This window comes from Streptococcus sp. WB01_FAA12 (genome assembly GCF_012843315.1).
Lineage (GTDB): Bacteria > Bacillota > Bacilli > Lactobacillales > Streptococcaceae > Streptococcus.
The window spans coordinates 21,342-41,223 of the sequence record NZ_JABAEX010000006.1; the positions used below are offsets into that span (position 1 = coordinate 21,342).

The window sequence follows — 19,882 nt, forward strand, 5'->3', positions numbered from 1 at the left end:
ATAGAAAAATCTACAACTTTTTTAAAATTTTTGTGCTTTCCTCTTTGTCTAAGTGGCAGGGCTTTTTGTTTGGGAAGAAAGAAAATTCCCATGCGTTGGCTTTTGTAGTATAATAGTAAACAGACAAAAAGATAGGAATGTGTTATGAAAGTATTAGCTTTTGATACGTCTAGCAAGGCTCTTTCTCTAGCCATTTTGGAGGATAAGCAGGTCCTTGCCGAGACCATAATCAATATCAAGAAAAATCACAGTATTACCCTCATGCCAGCCATCGATTTTTTGATGTCGAGTCTGGACCTGACGCCCAAAGATTTGGATCGAATCGTGGTAGCTGAAGGGCCAGGTAGCTACACAGGCTTGCGAATTGCGGTAGCAACTGCTAAGACCTTGGCTCATACCCTGAACATTGAGTTAGTTGGTATGTCTAGCCTCTTGGCTCTGGTGCCACGCCAACAAGAAGGCTTGGTGGTTCCTTTGATGGATGCGCGTCGCAACAATGTTTATGCAGGGTTTTATGAAAATGCTCAGTCTGTCTTGCCAGAAGCGCACTTGTCTTTTGCGGAAGTGCTAGAGCAGGTCAAGGATGCTGAACAGGTAACCTTTGTCGGAGAAGTTGGAGCCTTTGTGGGACAAATCCAAGAACAACTACCACAAGCTAGCTACCAAGAAACCTTGCCAAATGCAGCTAATCTAGCTCTTTGGGCCTGGGATAAGGAAGCAGCCTCCTTGCACGACTTTGTGCCAAATTACCTCAAACGAGTTGAGGCTGAGGAAAATTGGCTTAAGAATCACACCGAGTCTGGCGAATCTTACATTAAACGCCTATGATTGAAATCAAACGAATTCAACAGCAACCTGACCTGGCTCAAGCCATTTACGCTGTCATGGTGGATGTTTACTCAGTTAGCCCTTGGACGCTGGAACAAATCCAAGCAGACCTGTCCCAAGACCAGACTTGGTATGCTCTGGCTTATGATGGGACAGAAGTGATTGGTTTTTTAGCCGTTCAGGAGAATCTCTTTGAGGCAGAAGTCCTGCAAATCGCTGTCAAGGGAGCCTATCAGGGTCAGGGAATTGCATCAGCCTTGTTTGTAACATTACCAGTAGACAAGGAGATTTTCCTCGAAGTCAGAAAGTCAAATCATCGAGCGCAAGCATTTTACAAGAAAGAAAAGATGGCGATCATCGCTGAGCGAAAGGCCTATTACCATGACCCAGTCGAGGACGCCATCATCATGAAGAGAGAAGTAGATGAAGGATAGATATATTTTAGCATTTGAGACATCCTGTGATGAGACCAGTGTCGCTGTCTTGAAAAACGACGATGAGCTCTTGTCCAATGTCATTGCGAGTCAAATTGAGAGTCACAAACGTTTTGGGGGCGTAGTGCCAGAAGTGGCCAGTCGTCACCATGTCGAGGTTATTACAGCCTGCATCGAGGAGGCGCTAGCAGAAGCAGGGATTAGAGAAGAGGATGTAACAGCTGTTGCGGTCACCTACGGACCAGGATTGGTTGGAGCCTTACTGGTTGGTTTATCAGCTGCTAAGGCCTTTGCTTGGGCTCATGGACTTCCGCTTATCCCTGTGAATCACATGGCTGGTCACCTCATGGCAGCTCAGAGTGTGGAGCCTTTGGAGTTTCCTTTGTTGGCACTCTTGGTCAGCGGAGGACACACCGAGTTGGTCTATGTGTCAGAGGCTGGCGATTACAAGATTGTTGGAGAGACACGAGACGATGCGGTTGGGGAGGCCTATGACAAGGTCGGCCGCGTCATGGGCTTGACCTATCCAGCCGGTCGTGAGATTGACGAGCTAGCTCATAAAGGGCAGGATGTGTATGATTTCCCTCGTGCCATGATCAAGGAAGACAATCTGGAGTTTTCGTTTTCAGGTTTGAAGTCTGCCTTTATCAATCTTCACCACAATGCCGAGCAAAAGGGAGAGAGCTTGTCCAAGGAAGACTTGTCTGCTTCCTTCCAAGCAGCAGTCATGGATATTCTTATGGCCAAAACCAAGAAGGCCTTAGAAAAATACCCTGTTAAAACCCTAGTCGTGGCAGGTGGCGTGGCAGCTAATAAAGGCCTCAGAGAACGCCTAGCAGCTGAAATCACAGATGTCAAGGTAATTATCCCACCCCTGCGCCTCTGCGGAGACAATGCAGGTATGATTGCATATGCCAGCGTAAGCGAGTGGAATAAAGAAAACTTTGCAGGCTTGGATCTCAATGCCAAACCAAGTCTCGCCTTTGATACGGTGGAATAAAGAGTCAGCTTTGAGCTGGCTTTTTAACTCCGAAAAATGTCAGAATATTTTGACACAACCGTAAAAATGATGATATAATATGTAAAAATTAGGAGGTGGTCAGATGATTGAGAGAATGGAATTAGGGGAATTTTACAAGGAATTGCGATTGGCTAGAAAACTCAAGCAGTCAGATGTGGCTTGTGAGGGTCTAACAGCATCCCAGCTATCTAAGTTTGAACTAGGGCAGTCTATGCTGTCTGCGGATAAACTGATACTAGCTATCCAAGGGATAAATGTGACCTTCGATGAGTTTGGACACAAGCTTAATAATTACCAGGAATCCCCACATATGCGAATCGGTCGAAAGGTTGTAAATCGTTTTGCCCATCAAGATATAGCTGGCTTAGAGAAACTATTAGAGGAAGTCGAGCAAGAACAGATGGCACATACCTATCGTCGTTTAAATGCTATTGTGATCAAAGATGCCATTCATTCCTTGGATAAAAACTATCTGCTAGAAGAGGAGGATAGCGAGTTTTTGACTACTTACCTCTATGCTATTGAATCTTGGACCTGGTTTGAACTTTATGTTTTTTGCAATACCATGCCCTTCTTGAGCAATCAAGATTTGATCTTTTTATCTACCTCTTTACTGGAAAAATCCAAGGAATTTAAAGAGTTAGTACACAATCGATTGTATATGAAAAGTGGTTATCTTAATATCATCTCAGAGCTCATGGAGCGCAAACTTTTTTCCTATATCCCAATCTTTGAAGCCGAGTTGGGGAGCATGCTCCGACCATATGATGTTTTCGAGAAAGTATCATTGCAGTTTTTAAAGAAATTGAGCATTTTCCTTCAAACCAAAGGAAGCAATCAAAAAGAGATTGAAAACTTTATCCAATCTCTGCAAGTATTAGAAAATCCCCAATTAACAGCCCTTTTTGAATTACGCTTCCAGCAATACAAAGAACTTATCGATTAGTTAGAAATGGAATGATAATAACCCACTCTGAAATGAGTAGAAGCATTAGTTGAATTTTTCTTTTCTTCATCATTATATTCCTCCTTGTTAGTACTACCTTCATTATATCAAGGAAAGAGTCAAATTTACAAAAATCGCAAATGTGAAATTTCTATAAGAAAAAATATCAAATATGCGATTTTTTAAAACAAGCCAATTTCCGTGTTATACTATCCTTGTAAATCATTTGAAGCAAATCCTAGGTCGTAGAAGTGGTTTACAAATAGAATTTTGCTCTTGTTAGGTTGTCATTCTATGGAATTTACAGTTCTACCTTGAACTTAGTTCGCAGTACAAAAATTTCAAGTGCGTAGTGTTGTAATTGAAAATTCAATTGATACCATACCACTTGGTAAATGTATTTTTATACAAAAATAGAGTAGCTTAATTACTTACAGGATTGAAATATAAAATAGAAAAGGAGAAGAATATGACAGCGTTTGTACATGAATTATCATGTGAATCAGAAAGATTCAACCAGTCTGAAGACGTAACAATTACTTTCTTTTGTACAGTATTGTAAAAGATCCTCAATTAATAAGTTTATTTTTAGACTTATAATGTTTTTTGAATTTCAATATAGGAGATACCAATTCAGGTAATTGTTAAAGAAAAAGTCATTATAACAACAGGAGAGAAAGATGTATAAATATAAAATTGTAGATGAAGAAAGTCTGCCTATTTATGGTTATAAAATTCACATATCAGCAACTCTTAATAATTACAAGGATATCTATAATCTTCTTTCTCCGTTGTTAGATGATAGAAAGATATCTTATAAGTATATATATCGGGAAGAAGATGTGGCCTATAATTTCTCTGTTAGAGAATCTCCTGCTAATTCGGGGAAATACTTTACGATTTATCCTGAAAATGATTATGCTTTTCGTAATATCTTAGAGCTTCTTTACCAAACTATTCCTAAAAATATGGAGGGAATTTATATTCTAAGCGATCGTGCTTATAAAGATTCCAATACAATTTTTTACAGATATGGCTTCTTTAGAGAAGATTTGGAGTATTTAGAAAAAGGTATTCCGACTTTACTAGGGCCAAATGGAGAAAAGTGGCAAGACTACCAAAAACCATATTTTAACTTACCAGAGTGGATTCAAGATATTCAAGAGAATACGTTTACAAAGGATTCATATTTAGCAAGAAATTATAGATTAAAAACCGTACTATCACAGTCAAATGGAGGAAATGTCTATCAAGTAGACTCAGTGACAGGAGGGAAAAAATATATTTTAAAGGAGTGTCGACCTCATATTATTTCTTTTGGACGGGTAGAGAATCAAACTCTTAGAAAAAATGAATATGAAATTTCAAGAAAATTACTAGACTGCGTTCCAGCTGTGCACGAAACCGTCACAGAGTGGATTAACCAATATTATATTTATGAGTTTATAGATGGTAGTGATTTATTAAAATCTACAAAACCATATTCTATTGTTAGTTATCATAGGTCTAATAAGGAGTTAAACGCTAGGAAATTTAAAAGTTTTGTATTAATTACCAAGGAATTGTTAAAATTGGTTGAATATCTTCATAGTAGGAATATTATTTTAAATGATATACATCCTGGAAATTTTATAAAATCCGAGGATAAACTTTACTTTGTAGATTTAGAAAATAGTTATGAGTATGGTAATAAACCAGCTATTGGCTTGTATAGTGTAATTAGCCTAAAAGAGTGGAACTCTATAGATGGAAAAGTATCTGATTGCCATAAAGTTGGGAATTTACTACTATTTTTACTGGCTAGATTGCATGTAAAATCAATGAACGATTTATCACAATCATCTCAAATTTTAAATTCTTTATTGGAAGAATTTGGTTTAAAAACAAATTTTATAAGTATTATAGAAAAACTATTTTCTAAGGATGCAACTGCATCTAATATTCTTAAAGATTTAAATGAAATTTATGTTTATCAAATTGAATCCCAGCATAGTTTAGATGAGTTTCTAACTGATTCACCAGAAAGGTCTTTTAGTATTACTGAGATTATTAATAAGAAACTAGTTAATTTTCAACGATATGAGAATGCCAAAAATAATCATCGATTACTACAGCATTTGATGCATAGAGAGAAAAATTTGGGATTAGATGGATTGTCTGGCTTGCTTATTTTGATGAAAAAACATAATTTTGATTGCGATGTTATTGACTATGGAATTAATATCATCATTGAAAAATTAATTATGACAGATAATGGTAGGATGGTCCCGATAGAATCAAATTTAGCTTCACCTTATCTAAATAATGGGACAGCAGGATTTATTCGTGCCTTGATTTTTATAGATTTTAAAAAGTATATAGACCTAATCAAAGAACTGTCTGAAGGATTAATTACAGAATTTGCTCAATATGCAGATCTATGGAATGGTATGCTAGGGATAGTTGATACATTGTTGGAATTGTATTCTTATTTTAGAGTAAGAAAATATAAAGACGCTGCAGGGGAGTTGTTAAATACAGTAAAATGTTATGTGAAGCATTCTAAAGTAGATAAACAGGAGTACCTTTATGTGTTATCTAAGTACATGGAACTGGGGGATGGTGAATTAGTATGAAAGTATTTCTTCAAAATAGAGATTTTAGGCAATTAACCATCAACCAGTGGATTTCAACGGTTGGGGATACAATTTTTTATCTTGCTTTTTTGAATTATGTGGCAGATGCTTCGTTTGCCCCCTTGGCGATTTTACTCATTACGATTTCAGAGACTGTTCCTCAAGTTCTGCAAATCTTTATGGGAGTTTTGGCGGATTTTCAACATCATCGTGTCCTAAAGTACACGGTTATTAGTTTTGTCAAATTTGTACTTTATTCTATAGTGGCACTTTCGCTTTCAGGGCAGTCCTTTTCCTTATGGCTCGTATTCTTTATTTGTTTGATGAACCTCTTGTCGGATACATTGAGTTACTTTTCAGGAGCCATGCTAACTCCTATTTTTATAAGAATCATTGGGAAAGAACATCTGACAGAAGCCATTGGCTTTAAACAATCAACAGCTAGTTTAGTTCGGACAATCAGTAATATTCTAGGAGGGATTTTACTAGGAATTCTTTCCATTCAGTTCATTTCCTTGCTAAACGCTCTTACGTTTCTGATAGCATTTGTAGGTATTCTTTTCATAAAAAATGATCTTTTGAAAGTTGAAAAAACAATTAGCTATCAAGAAGGCCTTTCCGTAAAATCGTTTTGCCAGCATTTGTTCCAATCATCGAAATTGATCTGGAATATGGATAGAGTGATCTTCATTTTATTTATCGTCTCTATCAGCCAAGCTGTGATCAATGTCACTGTTCCTATTTCAACTCTTTTTTTAAGAAACCAACCGTTTTTGGATTTACAAACTGGTCAATCACTCGCTTTGTTATCAACACTAGAATTGTCAGCACTTATTGTCGGAAGTCTTGTAAGTGGCTATCTGAAAAATACGATTTCTATAAAAATAGCTCTATATGCCTCAGTTGTCATCCAGTTATTCCTTTTAGTAGGATTTGCCACAGTTCATTTTGGCTTGATTCTGCTTTTCAGCTCCTTGGATGCCTTTATCGCAGGTATACTCTCTCCTAGATTGCAAGAACTCGTCTTTAAACAAATACCTGAGGAGTCAATGGGAGCGGTTCAATCCTCTATTGGTGCTATTACGGTTGTTTTACCAAGTCTATTCACAATCGTTTTCGTAACGATTGCTACAAGTTTTGGAACCCTAGCGGTCAGCTTTATTCTATTGCTATTACTCCTAACCGCATTTGTCATGCTCTTGAATATTCGTGAGAGCATTTAGTAGGGATTTCTGATTTAACTTTTGTTCATACGATAAGGCTGGCTCCCCAGTCTTTTTCTTATTATGACGGTTTGTTACTGACTCTTGCTCAATTTTAAGTAAAAAGAAGCATTTTTAAAATCAATCACGGAATCCGATTCTATCAAAGTTTGTCAATTCTAGAGTTTTTTTGTATAGTAGAAATATGAAATTTACAAAAATAATCAGTAGTTTGCTTGCTCTTGGAGCTTTACTTATGCTTTTATCAGCTTGCCAGAATGTTAAAAAGACACAACTGGTTTTGTTTGAATCCCTTTCATTCAATATGTCCCTTAAATCCTTTGAAGAAGTGTTTGGAGAGGCTAGCGAGGTAGTGGAGGAAACAGAGATGGCCTATCGAGATACTTGGCGTGCAGAAGACCCTTATTTCTATAAAACAGGCCGCCTTTTCTATGATTACGAAAATATTGCTTTGAATGGTTATACAGGTCGAGCAAGATTCACATTTTCAAAATCGCATCGCTTGGAAGAAGCGACAGCTCATATTCCTGTAGCTTCAAAAGGGGAGCAATATGTAGTGCTCAACAATCTATCCCATACTATAAAAAAAGAAATTGAAGCTCTTCCGAATTTTCAATCTGTAACTACCGAGACGGTAGGACTATACGATGACGGCTATCGCTATAAAGTCAAGTTGAAAGGACAAAGGAGAGAATTTTGGATCGATGTTTATCCGACAGAAGATGAAGATGCTAAAGAAATTGAAGATAAAAAGTATACTATTCGGGTGGATCAGTTTAGGATGCATTAATAACACTCATGGGATTTCAGCATTTTTTACTAGCTCTAAGTTTCAAACTCTAAACTTTTTTCTCTTCTTTGAATGTGTTATAATATTCCTTGCTGTGGCTGTGACCATGAACAGCCTCAATTGAAGATAATATGAGGAGAGAGATGAAAGAAAAAGGATTTTGGGAAGGTTTTCAGGCCGCCATGCCGACTGCCCTTGGCTATGTTAGTATCGGTCTAGCTTGCGGGATTATCGGCGCTCCCCATGTGACACCTGTTGAGATGGGCCTAATGAGTCTCTTTGTTTATGCTGGGAGTGCCCAGTTTGCCATGTTGGCACTGATTGCGGTACAAGCGCCTGTGGCAGCTATTGCTATGACGGTCTTTTTGATCAATTTGCGCCTCTTTTTGCTGAGCTTGCATGCGTCGACTTATTTCCGTCACACCAGTCTCTGGCAAAATATCGGCATGTCCAGTCTCCTGACAGATGAGACTTATGGGGTTTTGATGGGAGAACTAGTACATACAGACAAGGTCCATCCCATGTGGATGCATGGGAACAATCTCAACAGTTATGTAGCCTGGTTTATTGGAACAGTGGTGGGAACTGCTTTAGGTGGCCTTCTTCCAAATCCTGAGGTCTTTGGTTTAGACTTTGCCCTCGTGGGGATGTTTATTGGGATTTTTACTTCGCAATTTCAGATTATGCAAAGACGAATTCCTGTTCGCAATCTACTGATGATTCTAGCTGTTGTTGCGGTGTCTTTCTTTTTCCTCTTGACAGTGGTGTCTCAGTCGCTAGCTGTTCTATTTGCGACCTTGCTAGGTTGTACCATGGGGGTGGTCTTAGATGGTCAGTAAGTATATTTTAATGGCAATCGTCTTTTCTGGATTGGTGACTTGGATTCCCCGTATGATTCCTTTCATCTTGGTTAAGTACAAGGGTTTGCCAGCTATCGTAGAGCGATTTTTGAAGTTTTTGCCTGTTTCTATTATCTTTGCCTTGATCCTTTCAAGCGTAGTGACAGGTAAGGTTGGAAGCCTTCCTCAAATCAAATGGCTAGACTTTTTAGCAGTCTTTCCAACGGCTTGGGTAGCCTTTCGCTACCGCAATCTAGTGGGTACGGTTCTTTTTGGGGTAGTCTTGATTGCCGTCTTGCGTCTGGTCTTTTAATCAGCCATAAGAAAAATCTATCACCGAGATAGGTATCATATAATGGCGAAAAAAATTTTTTTCTGTTAAGATAGTACAGTATTCTATTTTGGAGGAAATGACATGAAAAAAATCGTCAAATATTCATCTCTTGCTGCCTTAGGGCTCGTTGCCGCAGGTGTGCTAGCAGCTTGCTCAGGTGGAGATAAGAAAGATAGCGCATCTAGCGAAGCAGCAACACCTGGTAAGAAAGAAATTGTTGTAGCGACCAACGCTTCACCAAAACCATTTAACTATGAAGACAACGGTGAGTTGACTGGTTATGAGATTGAAGTAGTTCGTGCTATCTTTAAAGACTCTGACAAATACGATGTCAAGTTTGAAAAGACAGAGTGGTCAGGTGTCTTTGCGGGCCTTGACGCTGATCGCTACCAAATGGCTGTGAACAATATCAGCTATACCAAAGAACGTGCTGAAAAATACCTTTATGCAGCTCCAACTGCTAAAAATCCTAACGTTCTCGTTGTAAAGAAAGACGATAACAGTATTAAGTCTCTCGATGATATTGGTGGAAAATCTACTGAAGTCGTTCAAGGAACAACAACAGCTAAACAACTGGAAGACTATAACAAACAACACGCAGACAACCCAACGGTTCTTAACTACACCAAGGCTGATTTCCAGCAAATCATGTCTCGTTTGAGCGATGGTCAGTTTGACTACAAGATTTTTGATAAAATTGGTGTGGAGACAGTTATCAAAAATCAAGGTTTGGACAACTTGAAAGTGATTGAGCTTCCAAGCGACCAACAACCTTACGTATACCCACTTCTTGCTAAAGGTCAAGATGAGTTGAAATCATTTGTGGACAAACGTATCCAAGAACTCTACAAAGATGGAACTCTTGAAAAATTGTCTAAACAGTTCTTCGGGGACACTTACCTCCCAGCAGAAGCTGATATTAAATAGTCGTATGAAATCATCCAGTCTGAGAAAGGCGGATGGTTTCTCAATTTTTGGGTATATAGTTTCAAACTATATGTCTGCCTATCTAATAACAATTTGCTAAATCAAATAAAGTATGAGATACTATTACGGTATTATTTTTAAAGGAGAAAGAATCATGAAAATTAAAAAATGGCTCGGTGTAGCAGCTCTTGCTACAGTCGCAGGTTTGACTCTTGCAGCTTGCGGAAATTCAGAAAAGAAAGCGGACAATGAAACAGTTGTTAAAATAGCAACAGTTAACCGTAGCGGTTCTGAAGAAAAACGTTGGGATAAAATCCAAGAATTGGTTAAAAAAGATGGTATTAAATTGGAATTCACAGAGTTCACTGACTACTCTCAACCAAACAAGGCAACTGCTGATGGCGAAGTAGACTTGAACGCTTTCCAACACTACAACTTCTTGAACAACTGGAACAAAGAAAACGGGAAAGACCTTGTAGCGATTGCAGATACCTACATCTCACCAATCCGCCTTTACTCAGGTAAAAATGGAGAAGAAAACAAGTACACTAAAGTGGAAGAAATCCCAGATAACGGTGAAATCGCTGTACCAAACGATGCAACAAACGAAAGCCGTGCGCTTTACTTGCTTCAATCAGCTGGTTTGATCAAATTGGATGTTTCTGGAACTGAACTTGCTACTATCGCAAACATCAAAGAAAATCCAAAGAACTTGAAGATTACTGAATTGGACGCTAGCCAAACAGCTCGTTCATTGTCATCAGTTGACGCTGCCGTTGTAAACAATACCTTCGTTACAGAAGCAAAATTGGACTACAAAAAAGCACTCTTCAAAGAACAAGCTGATGAAAACTCAAAACAATGGTACAACATCATCGTTGCGAAAAAAGATTGGGAATCATCACCTAAGGCTGATGCCATCAAGAAAATTATCGCAGCTTACCACACTGATGAAGTGAAAAAAGTTATCGAAGAAACATCAGACGGTTTGGACCAACCAGTTTGGTAATAAGACACAGGGAGGTGGGAGAGAGTTTCCACCTCTTACTTTTGTCTAGAGCATGGATTGTAAAGAAGACTATACGTTCATAGAAAGGTAGAGAGAATATGGTTTTTCCTAGTGAACAAGAACAGATTGAAAAATTTGAAAAGGATCATGTAGCTCAACATTATTTTGAAGTCTTGCGCACCTTAATTTCCAAGAAATCAGTCTTTGCCCAGCAGGTTGGACTTAAGGAAGTCGCAAACTATCTGGGTGAGATTTTCAAGCGCGTAGGGGCTGAAGTAGAGATTGATGAGACTTATACGGCTCCCTTTGTCATGGCGCATTTCAAGAGTTCGCGTCCAGATGCTAAGACCTTGATCTTCTATAACCACTATGACACCGTGCCAGCGGATGGTGACCAGGTGTGGACAGAGGATCCTTTTACCCTTTCTGTGCGCAATGGCTTTATGTATGGGCGTGGAGTTGACGACGACAAGGGGCATATCACGGCTCGTTTGAGTGCTTTGAGAAAATACATGCAACACCATGATGACCTACCTGTCAATATTAGCTTTATCATGGAAGGGGCAGAGGAGTCTGCTTCCATGGATCTAGATAAGTATTTAGAGAAACACGCAGACAAACTTCGTGGGGCGGACTTGCTAGTCTGGGAACAAGGTACAAAGAACGCCTTGGAGCAGCTGGAAATCTCTGGCGGAAACAAGGGGATTGTGACATTTGATGCTAAGGTAAAAAGTGCTGATGTGGATATCCACTCGAGTTATGGTGGAGTTGTGGAGTCAGCACCATGGTATCTCATCCAGGCCTTAAGTAGCCTGCGTGCAGCAGATGGTCGTATCTTGGTTGAAGGTTTGTACGAAGAAGTACAAGAGCCAAATGAACGTGAATTGGCCTTGGTGGATACTTACGCCCAACGCAATCCTGAGGAAATCAGTCGCATTTATGGCTTGGAATTGCCTCTCTTACAAGAGGATCGTGCAGCCTTTCTAAAACGGTTCTTTTTTGAACCAGCTCTCAATATCGAAGGGATTCAGTCAGGTTATCAAGGGCAAGGGGTTAAGACTATTTTGCCAGCAGAAGCTAGTGCAAAGCTAGAGGTTCGTTTGGTTCCTGGCTTAGAACCGCATGATGTTCTGGAAAAAATTCGGAAACAGCTAGACAAAAATGGCTTTGATAAGGTAGAATTATACTATACCTTGGGAGAGATGAGCTATCGAAGCGATATGAGTGCGCCAGCCATTCTCAATGTGATTGAGTTGGCCAAGAAATTCTATCCACAGGGCGTTTCAGTCTTACCGACAACAGCAGGTACAGGGCCTATGCATACGGTCTTTGATGCCCTAGAGGTACCCATGGTAGCCTTTGGTCTAGGAAATGCCAATAGCCGAGACCACGGTGGAGATGAAAACGTGCGAATCGCCGATTACTACACCCATATTGAATTAGTAGAGGAGCTGATTAGAAGCTATGAGTAGAGATATTATTAAGTTAGATCAGATCGATGTGACTTTTCACCAAAAGAAGAGAACCATCACAGCGGTCAAGGATGTGACCATTCACATCCAAGAAGGGGATATCTACGGAATCGTTGGATATTCTGGAGCAGGGAAATCAACCCTTGTACGGGTGATTAACCTCTTGCAAAAGCCATCTGCTGGGAAAATTACCATTGATAACGATGTGATTTTTGACGGCAAGGTGACCTTGACTGCAGAGCAGTTGCGCCGTAAGCGTCAAGACATTGGGATGATTTTCCAGCATTTTAACCTCATGAGTCAAAAGACAGCAGAGGAAAATGTGGCCTTTGCCCTCAAACACTCTGGACTCAGCAAGGAAGAAAAGAAGGCCAAAGTAGCTAAGTTGTTAGACTTGGTTGGCCTTGCAGACCGCGCTGAAAACTACCCTTCTCAACTATCTGGAGGGCAAAAACAGCGTGTGGCCATTGCGCGTGCCTTGGCCAATGATCCGAAAATTTTGATTTCAGACGAGTCAACGTCTGCCCTCGACCCTAAGACAACCAAGCAGATTTTGGCCTTGTTGCAAGATTTGAACCAAAAATTAGGCTTGACAGTTGTCCTGATTACACACGAAATGCAGATTGTCAAAGACATTGCCAACCGTGTGGCAGTTATGCAGGATGGTCGTTTGATTGAAGAAGGCAGTGTCCTTGAAATCTTCTCAGATCCTAAACAACCTTTGACTCAAGACTTCATCTCAACTGCCACAGGTATTGACGAAGCCATGGTTAAGATTGAGAAGCAAGAAATTGTGGAGCATTTGTCTGCGAATAGCCTTTTGGTCCAACTCAAGTATGCAGGGGCTTCGACAGACGAGCCACTTTTGAATGAATTATACAAACATTACCAAGTAACGGCTAATATCCTCTATGGAAATATCGAGATTCTCGACGGCACTCCTGTTGGAGAATTGGTTGTGGTCTTGTCAGGTGAAAAAGCAGCGCTAGCAGGTGCTCAAGAAGCCATTCGTCAGGCTGGCGTACAGCTAAAAGTATTGAAGGGAGGACAGTAAAATGACCGAGTTGATTCAAACTTACTTACCAAATGTCTACAAGATGGGCTGGGCTGGTCAAGCCGGCTGGGGAACGGCTATCTACCTAACTCTTTATATGACAGTTCTTTCCTTCATCATCGGAGGGTTCTTGGGACTGGTGGCAGGTCTTTTCCTCGTCTTGACAGCGCCAGGTGGTGTCTTGGAAAATAAGGTAGTCTTCTGGATTTTAGATAAGATTACCTCAATTTTCCGTGCGGTTCCCTTTATCATCCTTTTGGCTATCTTGTCACCACTTTCTCACTTGATCGTCAAGACTAGTATCGGGCCAAATGCAGCCCTTGTGCCACTTTCTTTTGCAGTCTTTGCCTTCTTTGCCCGTCAGGTGCAGGTTGTCTTGGCTGAGCTAGATGGTGGTGTCATTGAGGCGGCTCAGGCTAGCGGAGCGACATTCTGGGATATCGTTGGGGTATACCTATCCGAAGGTCTTCCAGATTTGATTCGTGTGACGACTGTGACCTTGATTTCACTAGTCGGTGAAACAGCTATGGCTGGTGCGGTCGGAGCTGGCGGTATTGGTAATGTAGCCATTGCTTATGGATTTAACCGTTTCAATCACGATGTGACAGTTTTAGCAACCATCATTATCATCTTGATTATCTTCACGATTCAGTTCTTGGGAGATTTCTTGACCAAGAAATTAAGTCATAAATAAAAAGAGCCGAAGGGCTCTTTTTTGTTCTAGGAAGCTGCCAACAGGGGCATTTAAAGTTTTTAAATTATGGTATAATAGATAAAGCTAATTCTCTCTAGTGATAGGATAGGAAAAAACTAGAAAGATAAGTTCTGAAGCAAGATAAGAAAATGAAAAAGGAGTTTGGCTGGTATGAATTATTTCGAGGGGAATGAGTTTTTCCTTCTCTTGTTTATAGTTTTACTGATTGGTTTTGTGGTAAACTTTTTTGAAAAACGTAAGGACTACTATATTTTGGCGCTCTCCCTCTTATTCGCAGGAGCTATCTATGGCAAGAGTCGAGCGATGATAGTCTATTTGCTCGCTTTTGTCGTTTACCAATATTTTCTAGTTTTTCTAGCACAGAGGATAGAAGCAAAGCGGCTGAAACCACTGGTTTTCCTTTCCATTCTTCCTTTGGTGATCAATAAAGTCTTTGCCCTGACTTCTCTGCATTTGTTGGCCTTTATTGGTATTTCCTATATGTCCTTTAAGACCATTCAGATCATGCTAGAAATATCGGATGGCTTGATCAAAGAAAAAATCAGTGTAAAAGATTATCTACAGTTTTTGCTCTTTTTCCCAACAGTTAGTGCTGGTCCGATTGATCGGAGTAGGAGATTTTTAAAAGAGATAAACGAGGTCATGCCTCGGAAAGAGTATCTAGAGTTAGCTGGGGACGGTATTTATCGTATCGTTCTAGGCCTTCTTTACAAGGTTGTTTTATCAACCTATGTTTACCAGATGTTACTTACTCTAAATAATACTGGCACAGTCGTTTACTCAATTAAATATATGTACCTCTATACCTTGTATCTGTTCTTCGACTTTGCGGGCTATAGTCTAATGGCCGTTGGAAGTAGTAATATTTTAGGTATTCAGACACCAATGAACTTTAACAAACCTTTCTTGAGTGTCGATATCAAGGATTTTTGGACCAGATGGCATATCACCTTGTCGACTTGGTTGAGAGATTTTGTATTTTCAAGAGTATTGATGCAGGTTATCAGGAAAAAATGGTTTAAAAATAGACTACACAATGCAACCTATGCCTATATGGTCAATATGTTGGTCATGGGTTTTTGGCATGGTCTTAGTGTTAGTTACATTGTCTATGGTTTTTATCATGGTATCTTGATGGCTGGATTTGAAGTGTATCAAAAGAAAAGCAATTTTTATAAGAAAAATAAAAACAAAAACTGGTATAAGCTACTAAGTTGGTTTGTGACCATGAATCTGGTTATGGTTGGTTTCTTTATCTTTTCAGGTGAACCCTATAAAATCTTACTGACGATTTTAAAGAGATAAGAGATTGAAAAGAGATTAGACGGATCGAAGGGATGGGATAAAACGAGATGATTAAATTAAAAGCATTTTTACTATCGCTTGTGCTCGTAATTGCGACGCTTGCCCTTTTAAATGTGACGTATGTCAAGAAGATTGATGATTATTATAAAGTCAAGGATAACAGTATTCGTTATAGCACCTCATATGAAAAGTATAAAAGTAGAGATATTCTAACAAGCAATATCACCCCCAATACACTGGTTCTAATGGGTTCCTCAGAGTTGGTTGCAACGATAAATGAAGACTATCATCCAAATAAAATTTTTAACTACAACGATTTTAATATCATGCAGATTGGGACCAGTTATTCTCAAAACATCATTCAGGCTACGACCTTGGGCTCTATTGAAGGATCTATGAGTAAGCGAAAAGTAGCTATAGTAGAGTCGGTTCAGTGGTTTGAAAAAGATGGGACCCATCAAGATGCCTTTTTGAACAAGGCTTCTCAGGAACATATTTTCCACATGCTAGATAATGATAAGATTAGTAAAGAAACGAAAGAAAAACTAATCAATCGCATTATCGAGATTACCAAGGGGAACAAGCAACAAAATGACATCTACAAAAAATACAAAAGTTATTTCATAGATGGAAAAGGAACTATTGTTGATAAAAAACTATTAGAGTTTGAGAACGCGATGTATTCCTTTAAGCTCAAACAGACTTTTTATCAAAAACATGCTAAATCAGATTATCCTTCACTAGGAGATAAAACCCCAGACTATGATTGGGAGAAAATGACGGATCAGTTTGTGGAAGAGGTCAAAAAGAAAACAGACAATAATGACTATGCTGTTGATAATAACTACTACAATACTTACTTAAAAGATCGCTATGCATCGCTAAAAGATTCCAATAAAGATTTGAGCTACCTAGAGTCACCTGAATATTCAGATATGGAACTCTTCTTGACAGTTGCTAAAGAATTGGGCATTGAAGTTGAGGTTATTATTTTCCCAGTAAACGGGAAATGGAATGACTACACTGGTGTCTCAAGAGAGATGCGGGAAAAAACTTATAAAAAAATAGAAGATGTCGCAAAAAGCCATGGTGCAACGGTACTAAACTATGGAAACAGAGAGTATGATGATTACTTTTTATTTGACGTGATGCACGTTGGAGTGAAAGGATGGATGGAAGTTGAAAAAGAACTTTACAAATTTGCAAACCAAGCTAACTAACACACATCGTTTAATCTTGTGGACACTATTTTTCTATACGGTTATCTTGAGCATCGTGATTTACTGTTTTGTGACCGATTTTTCCAACATTCAAGAATTTATCTATAGTGAATTCTAAGATTGTATACAAAAAGGCCCTGGAAATAGGCATTGCTAGTCTTCAGGGCTTTTACCTTATAGTTTATCGGCTATTTTTGACTTAGAAATTGCCCAACCACAGCACCCATCAAGGCACCAAGGAGGATACTTGAAACAAAGAGAAGGATTTTGTCCCACTCTGGAGCGACCATGATACGGTCAATGTATTCTTGGGATTTTCCACGCGCGAGTAAGGTAGCCACGTAAGCTTTGGGACGGATCCACATGAGGAAGATAGGGCCACTTGTACTAAAAGCAAAGACGAGGAAGGAGAGGGTGTTTTTGATTCGATCTCTGTAGTTGCCGAGACGAGCGATGGCATCTGCTGCAAGACCGCAAGTGATAGCCGGTAGAAAGGCACCAGCGCCGTGTTTACTAGCTAGAAAAAAGAGAGCCATAAAGAGTCCGAGAGTGGTAATCGCTCCAAAACGAGGAACCTTTGCCAAAAGAAACATGTAGACGCTACCCCCGACAAGGGCAGAAAAGGCAGGCGCATAGAACATATTGCCCGTTGAATCCACCAAGTGTCCAAGTACTACTCCGATTCCTAGACAGAGGAAGTAGAGGACGACGGCTAAGAGGGTAGTTAAGATATTTTTCTTCATGAGAATCTCCTTATATAAAACTGTCAAAATCAATTGTATCACGCTTTTAGAGGATTGTAAATGGGTGCTCTATGTTTTTGAAAACGTTTGAAATATGATATAATAGTTACATAGTTGTTTTAAGGAGGATATCATGGGAAAGTTTCTAGAATTCGTCTTTAATCGTTTCTTTTTAGGAATGATTGCGACGGCTTTTTTCTGGTTATTGACACTAGCAGGAGGTGTGGTCTTTGGTTTGGCACCAGCTAGTGCAACTCTTATGAGTTTATATGCGGAGCACGGTTATACTTATCGAGCTTATAGTTTGAAAGAAGCTTGGGAATTGTATAAGAGTAACTTTGTCAAGAGCAACCTAGCTTTCTATAGTTTTGTACTTGTAGATCTGGTCTTAGTCTATGGTTTGTACCTTTTGGTTCAATTGCCCCATCAGACTATCTTCCATCTCTTGGCAACCTTTCTCAATATCCTTGTTGTTGCCTTTGTTTTTTTGGCTTATACCGTTTCATTGAAACTCCAAGTTCACTATGAGCTCTCTTATCGAAATACTGTAAAACTCGCTCTTATCGGAATTTTTATGAATTTGCCGGCAATTGCCAAGGTTTTATTTGGTACGGTCATGCTTGTAGGAATTGGTTACTATATGCCCGCCTTGCTTTCCTTCGTAGGAATTGGGATGTGGCATTTCTTTATCAGTGATATGTTGGAACCTGTATATGAAAGTATCCATGAAAAATTGGCGACAAAATAAAATGAAGCCGTTCTGGCTCCACTCGCTCTTGCGCATCTATACCTTGGTGATGATTGTCATCATTGCAAGTTTTGCGGTCATGCTCTCCTATGCTGACTGGAGTTCCCGTGAAAAAGAAGCCCAGCGAGTAGCTCAACGTGTAACGACTCGGACAGTGAGTGAGATTGAATATTACCACAGAGAGTCGACTCAGCTAGCGCAGGAACTGGTTGAAAATCGAGCACGGATTGAAGGGATTTACAAGTATTTTAGTCTCAGTACATCGGATTATTTTTACTGGCTGTTGCAACGTAAAGCGTCTCCCTATGTCTCAGTATCCTTGTATGAAAACATTGATGATTTGTATGTAAGAAATGACTTTGTGACAGGTGTTGCAATTGTTTTGCAAGACTACAAGGAAGTCTACGTTTCTACTAGAGAGAAACGTAGCGGGGAGAAAATTCTTGCTGAGGATTTCAAACCAGCAGCCAATAGTTTTGCCATACCAGTACTTGATCCTAACTCCGATCAGTCGCTAGGTGTTATCTACATTTCTTTATCGCAGGATGTACTTTACCAAGCAATTGATAATACTCGCGGTCTGATTCCTGTGGCCGTGACGATCACTTCCCCTTTTGATACTGAATTGTTTCATATAGGGGAAAATGTAGTAGCTGAACGGGAAAATTGGATTGTTGGTTTGACATCACATGGCTATCAAGTCCAATCAGCAGTTCCCAAGAATTTTGTTCTTACTGGGACTTTAACTAGTTCCGCTGTCATTGTTGGTTTGAGTGTTCTCTTTATCATTATCTTATATACCACTTTGAGGCAGACCTTCTCCAATTACCAAAGGCAGGTTGTGGACTTGGTGGAGTCTATCCAGGTTATTGCCCAAGGAGAAGAGGGACTTCGGATCGATACCTCTAAAAAAGACCAAGAGTTGCTTCTCATTGCAGAAACCACCAATGATATGTTGGATCGCCTGGAAAAGAATATCCACGATATTTATCAGCTAGAGCTAAGTCAGAAAGATGCCAATATGCGAGCCCTGCAAGCTCAAATCAATCCTCACTTTATGTACAATACCTTAGAGTTTCTGCGCATGTATGCCGTCATGGAAAGCCAAGATGAACTGGCGGATATTATCTATGAATTTAGCAGTTTACTACGCAATAATATCTCCGACGAGCGGGAAACGACGCTGAAGCAAGAATTAGAATTTTGTCGCAAATACAGCTATCTCTGTATGGTGCGTTATCCAAAGTCAGTTGCCTATGGTTTTAAGATTGCGCCAGAATTAGAAAATATGAAGATTCCCAAGTTTACGCTCCAACCATTGGTCGAAAACTACTTTGCCCACGGTATTGACCACCGTCGAACAGACAATGTAATCAGCATCAAGGTCTTGAAGGGTGAGGGATTTGTTGAAATCCTAGTGGTAGACAATGGTCGCGGGATGACTGCTGAGAAACTAGCTAGCTTGCAAGAAAAACTAACTCAGAGAAGTTTTGAGCACGAGGCAAGCTATAGCGGAGAGCGACAATCAATTGGAATAGTCAATGTACACGAACGCTTTGTCCTCTATTTTGGGGATCGTTACCAAATCAGTGTAGAGTCAGCTGAGCAAGAAGGTGTTCGTTACCGTATTACTATTCAAAATGAATAGAAAGGAAGGGA

General features: G+C 39.6%; 19 protein-coding genes. 18 read left to right on the forward strand and 1 reads right to left on the reverse strand.

Features of this window, described 5'->3' with window-relative positions; all coding sequences use genetic code 11:
• Nucleotides 1–144 precede the first annotated feature (144 nt).
• From tsaB to dltD, 16 genes are all read left to right on the forward strand, one after another.
• Nucleotides 145–828: a tRNA (adenosine(37)-N6)-threonylcarbamoyltransferase complex dimerization subunit type 1 TsaB gene (gene tsaB, locus HF881_RS07390; protein ID WP_169446977.1), complete on the forward strand. Its 684-nt coding sequence runs from the start codon at nt 145–147 to the stop codon at nt 826–828.
• Nucleotides 825–1,262 carry a ribosomal protein S18-alanine N-acetyltransferase gene (gene rimI, locus HF881_RS07395; RefSeq protein WP_169446979.1) on the forward strand — a complete coding sequence of 146 codons (438 nt, stop codon included), beginning with the start codon at nt 825–827 and terminating at the stop codon, nt 1,260–1,262. Before tsaB ends, rimI begins: the two co-directional genes overlap by 4 nt.
• Nucleotides 1,252–2,262, forward strand: a complete 1,011-nt coding sequence (gene tsaD / locus HF881_RS07400) for a tRNA (adenosine(37)-N6)-threonylcarbamoyltransferase complex transferase subunit TsaD (protein WP_125399516.1) — start codon at nt 1,252–1,254, stop codon at nt 2,260–2,262. The genes rimI and tsaD overlap by 11 nt, the downstream gene beginning before the upstream one ends.
• Nucleotides 2,263–2,365: 103 nt before the next feature.
• Nucleotides 2,366–3,229, forward strand: coding sequence for an XRE/MutR family transcriptional regulator (locus tag HF881_RS07405; RefSeq protein WP_169446981.1), 864 nt, complete (start codon nt 2,366–2,368; stop codon nt 3,227–3,229).
• Nucleotides 3,230–3,909: 680 nt separating this feature from the next.
• Nucleotides 3,910–5,844 (forward strand): protein kinase family protein, encoded by a 1,935-nt coding sequence (locus tag HF881_RS07410; protein WP_169446983.1) that lies wholly within the window; start codon nt 3,910–3,912, stop codon nt 5,842–5,844.
• Entirely contained in the window at nt 5,841–7,067 is a 1,227-nt protein-coding gene (locus tag HF881_RS07415) for an MFS transporter (RefSeq protein ID WP_169446985.1), read from the forward strand. The genes HF881_RS07410 and HF881_RS07415 overlap by 4 nt, the downstream gene beginning before the upstream one ends.
• A gap of 184 nt (nt 7,068–7,251) precedes the next feature.
• Complete coding sequence (locus tag HF881_RS07420) at nt 7,252–7,857, forward strand: hypothetical protein (RefSeq protein ID WP_169446986.1); 606 nt, start codon at nt 7,252–7,254, stop codon at nt 7,855–7,857.
• Between the two features lie 143 nt (nt 7,858–8,000).
• A complete protein-coding gene (locus tag HF881_RS07425) occupies nt 8,001–8,696 on the forward strand; it encodes an AzlC family ABC transporter permease (RefSeq protein WP_206283181.1) in 696 nt (231 codons plus the stop codon).
• Nucleotides 8,686–9,009, forward strand: coding sequence for an AzlD domain-containing protein (locus tag HF881_RS07430; protein WP_000253912.1), 324 nt, complete (start codon nt 8,686–8,688; stop codon nt 9,007–9,009). Before HF881_RS07425 ends, HF881_RS07430 begins: the two co-directional genes overlap by 11 nt.
• Before the next feature lie 102 nt (nt 9,010–9,111).
• Nucleotides 9,112–9,957 (forward strand): transporter substrate-binding domain-containing protein, encoded by an 846-nt coding sequence (locus HF881_RS07435; protein WP_125398529.1) that lies wholly within the window; start codon nt 9,112–9,114, stop codon nt 9,955–9,957.
• 154 nt (nt 9,958–10,111) lie between these two features.
• Entirely contained in the window at nt 10,112–10,966 is an 855-nt protein-coding gene (locus tag HF881_RS07440) for a MetQ/NlpA family ABC transporter substrate-binding protein (protein WP_000694539.1), read from the forward strand.
• Between the two features lie 98 nt (nt 10,967–11,064).
• The gene (locus tag HF881_RS07445) at nt 11,065–12,438 is read left to right on the forward strand and encodes a M20/M25/M40 family metallo-hydrolase (RefSeq protein WP_169446987.1); all 1,374 of its coding nucleotides are present in this window, start codon (nt 11,065–11,067) and stop codon (nt 12,436–12,438) included.
• Entirely contained in the window at nt 12,431–13,492 is a 1,062-nt protein-coding gene (locus HF881_RS07450) for a methionine ABC transporter ATP-binding protein (RefSeq protein WP_125394962.1), read from the forward strand. The genes HF881_RS07445 and HF881_RS07450 overlap by 8 nt, the downstream gene beginning before the upstream one ends.
• 1 nt (nt 13,493) lies before the next feature.
• Nucleotides 13,494–14,186 carry a methionine ABC transporter permease gene (locus HF881_RS07455; RefSeq protein ID WP_169446989.1) on the forward strand — a complete coding sequence of 231 codons (693 nt, stop codon included), beginning with the start codon at nt 13,494–13,496 and terminating at the stop codon, nt 14,184–14,186.
• Nucleotides 14,187–14,357: 171 nt separating this feature from the next.
• Nucleotides 14,358–15,512 carry a D-alanyl-lipoteichoic acid biosynthesis protein DltB gene (dltB, locus tag HF881_RS07460; protein ID WP_169446991.1) on the forward strand — a complete coding sequence of 385 codons (1,155 nt, stop codon included), beginning with the start codon at nt 14,358–14,360 and terminating at the stop codon, nt 15,510–15,512.
• 47 nt (nt 15,513–15,559) lie between these two features.
• Entirely contained in the window at nt 15,560–16,732 is a 1,173-nt protein-coding gene (gene dltD / locus HF881_RS07465; protein WP_169446993.1) for a D-alanyl-lipoteichoic acid biosynthesis protein DltD, read from the forward strand.
• 188 nt (nt 16,733–16,920) lie between these two features.
• On the opposite strand, the gene HF881_RS07470 is transcribed toward dltD, so the two are convergent.
• A complete protein-coding gene (locus HF881_RS07470) occupies nt 16,921–17,475 on the reverse strand; it encodes an MptD family putative ECF transporter S component (protein WP_169446995.1) in 555 nt (184 codons plus the stop codon).
• A gap of 133 nt (nt 17,476–17,608) precedes the next feature.
• Between HF881_RS07470 and HF881_RS07475 the strand changes: the two genes are divergently transcribed.
• Both HF881_RS07475 and HF881_RS07480 read left to right on the forward strand, forming a co-directional pair.
• Nucleotides 17,609–18,223 carry a DUF624 domain-containing protein gene (locus HF881_RS07475; protein ID WP_000514455.1) on the forward strand — a complete coding sequence of 205 codons (615 nt, stop codon included), beginning with the start codon at nt 17,609–17,611 and terminating at the stop codon, nt 18,221–18,223.
• The gene (locus tag HF881_RS07480; protein ID WP_169446997.1) at nt 18,201–19,871 is read left to right on the forward strand and encodes a sensor histidine kinase; all 1,671 of its coding nucleotides are present in this window, start codon (nt 18,201–18,203) and stop codon (nt 19,869–19,871) included. Before HF881_RS07475 ends, HF881_RS07480 begins: the two co-directional genes overlap by 23 nt.
• The last annotated feature ends 11 nt before the right edge of the window (nt 19,872–19,882 follow it).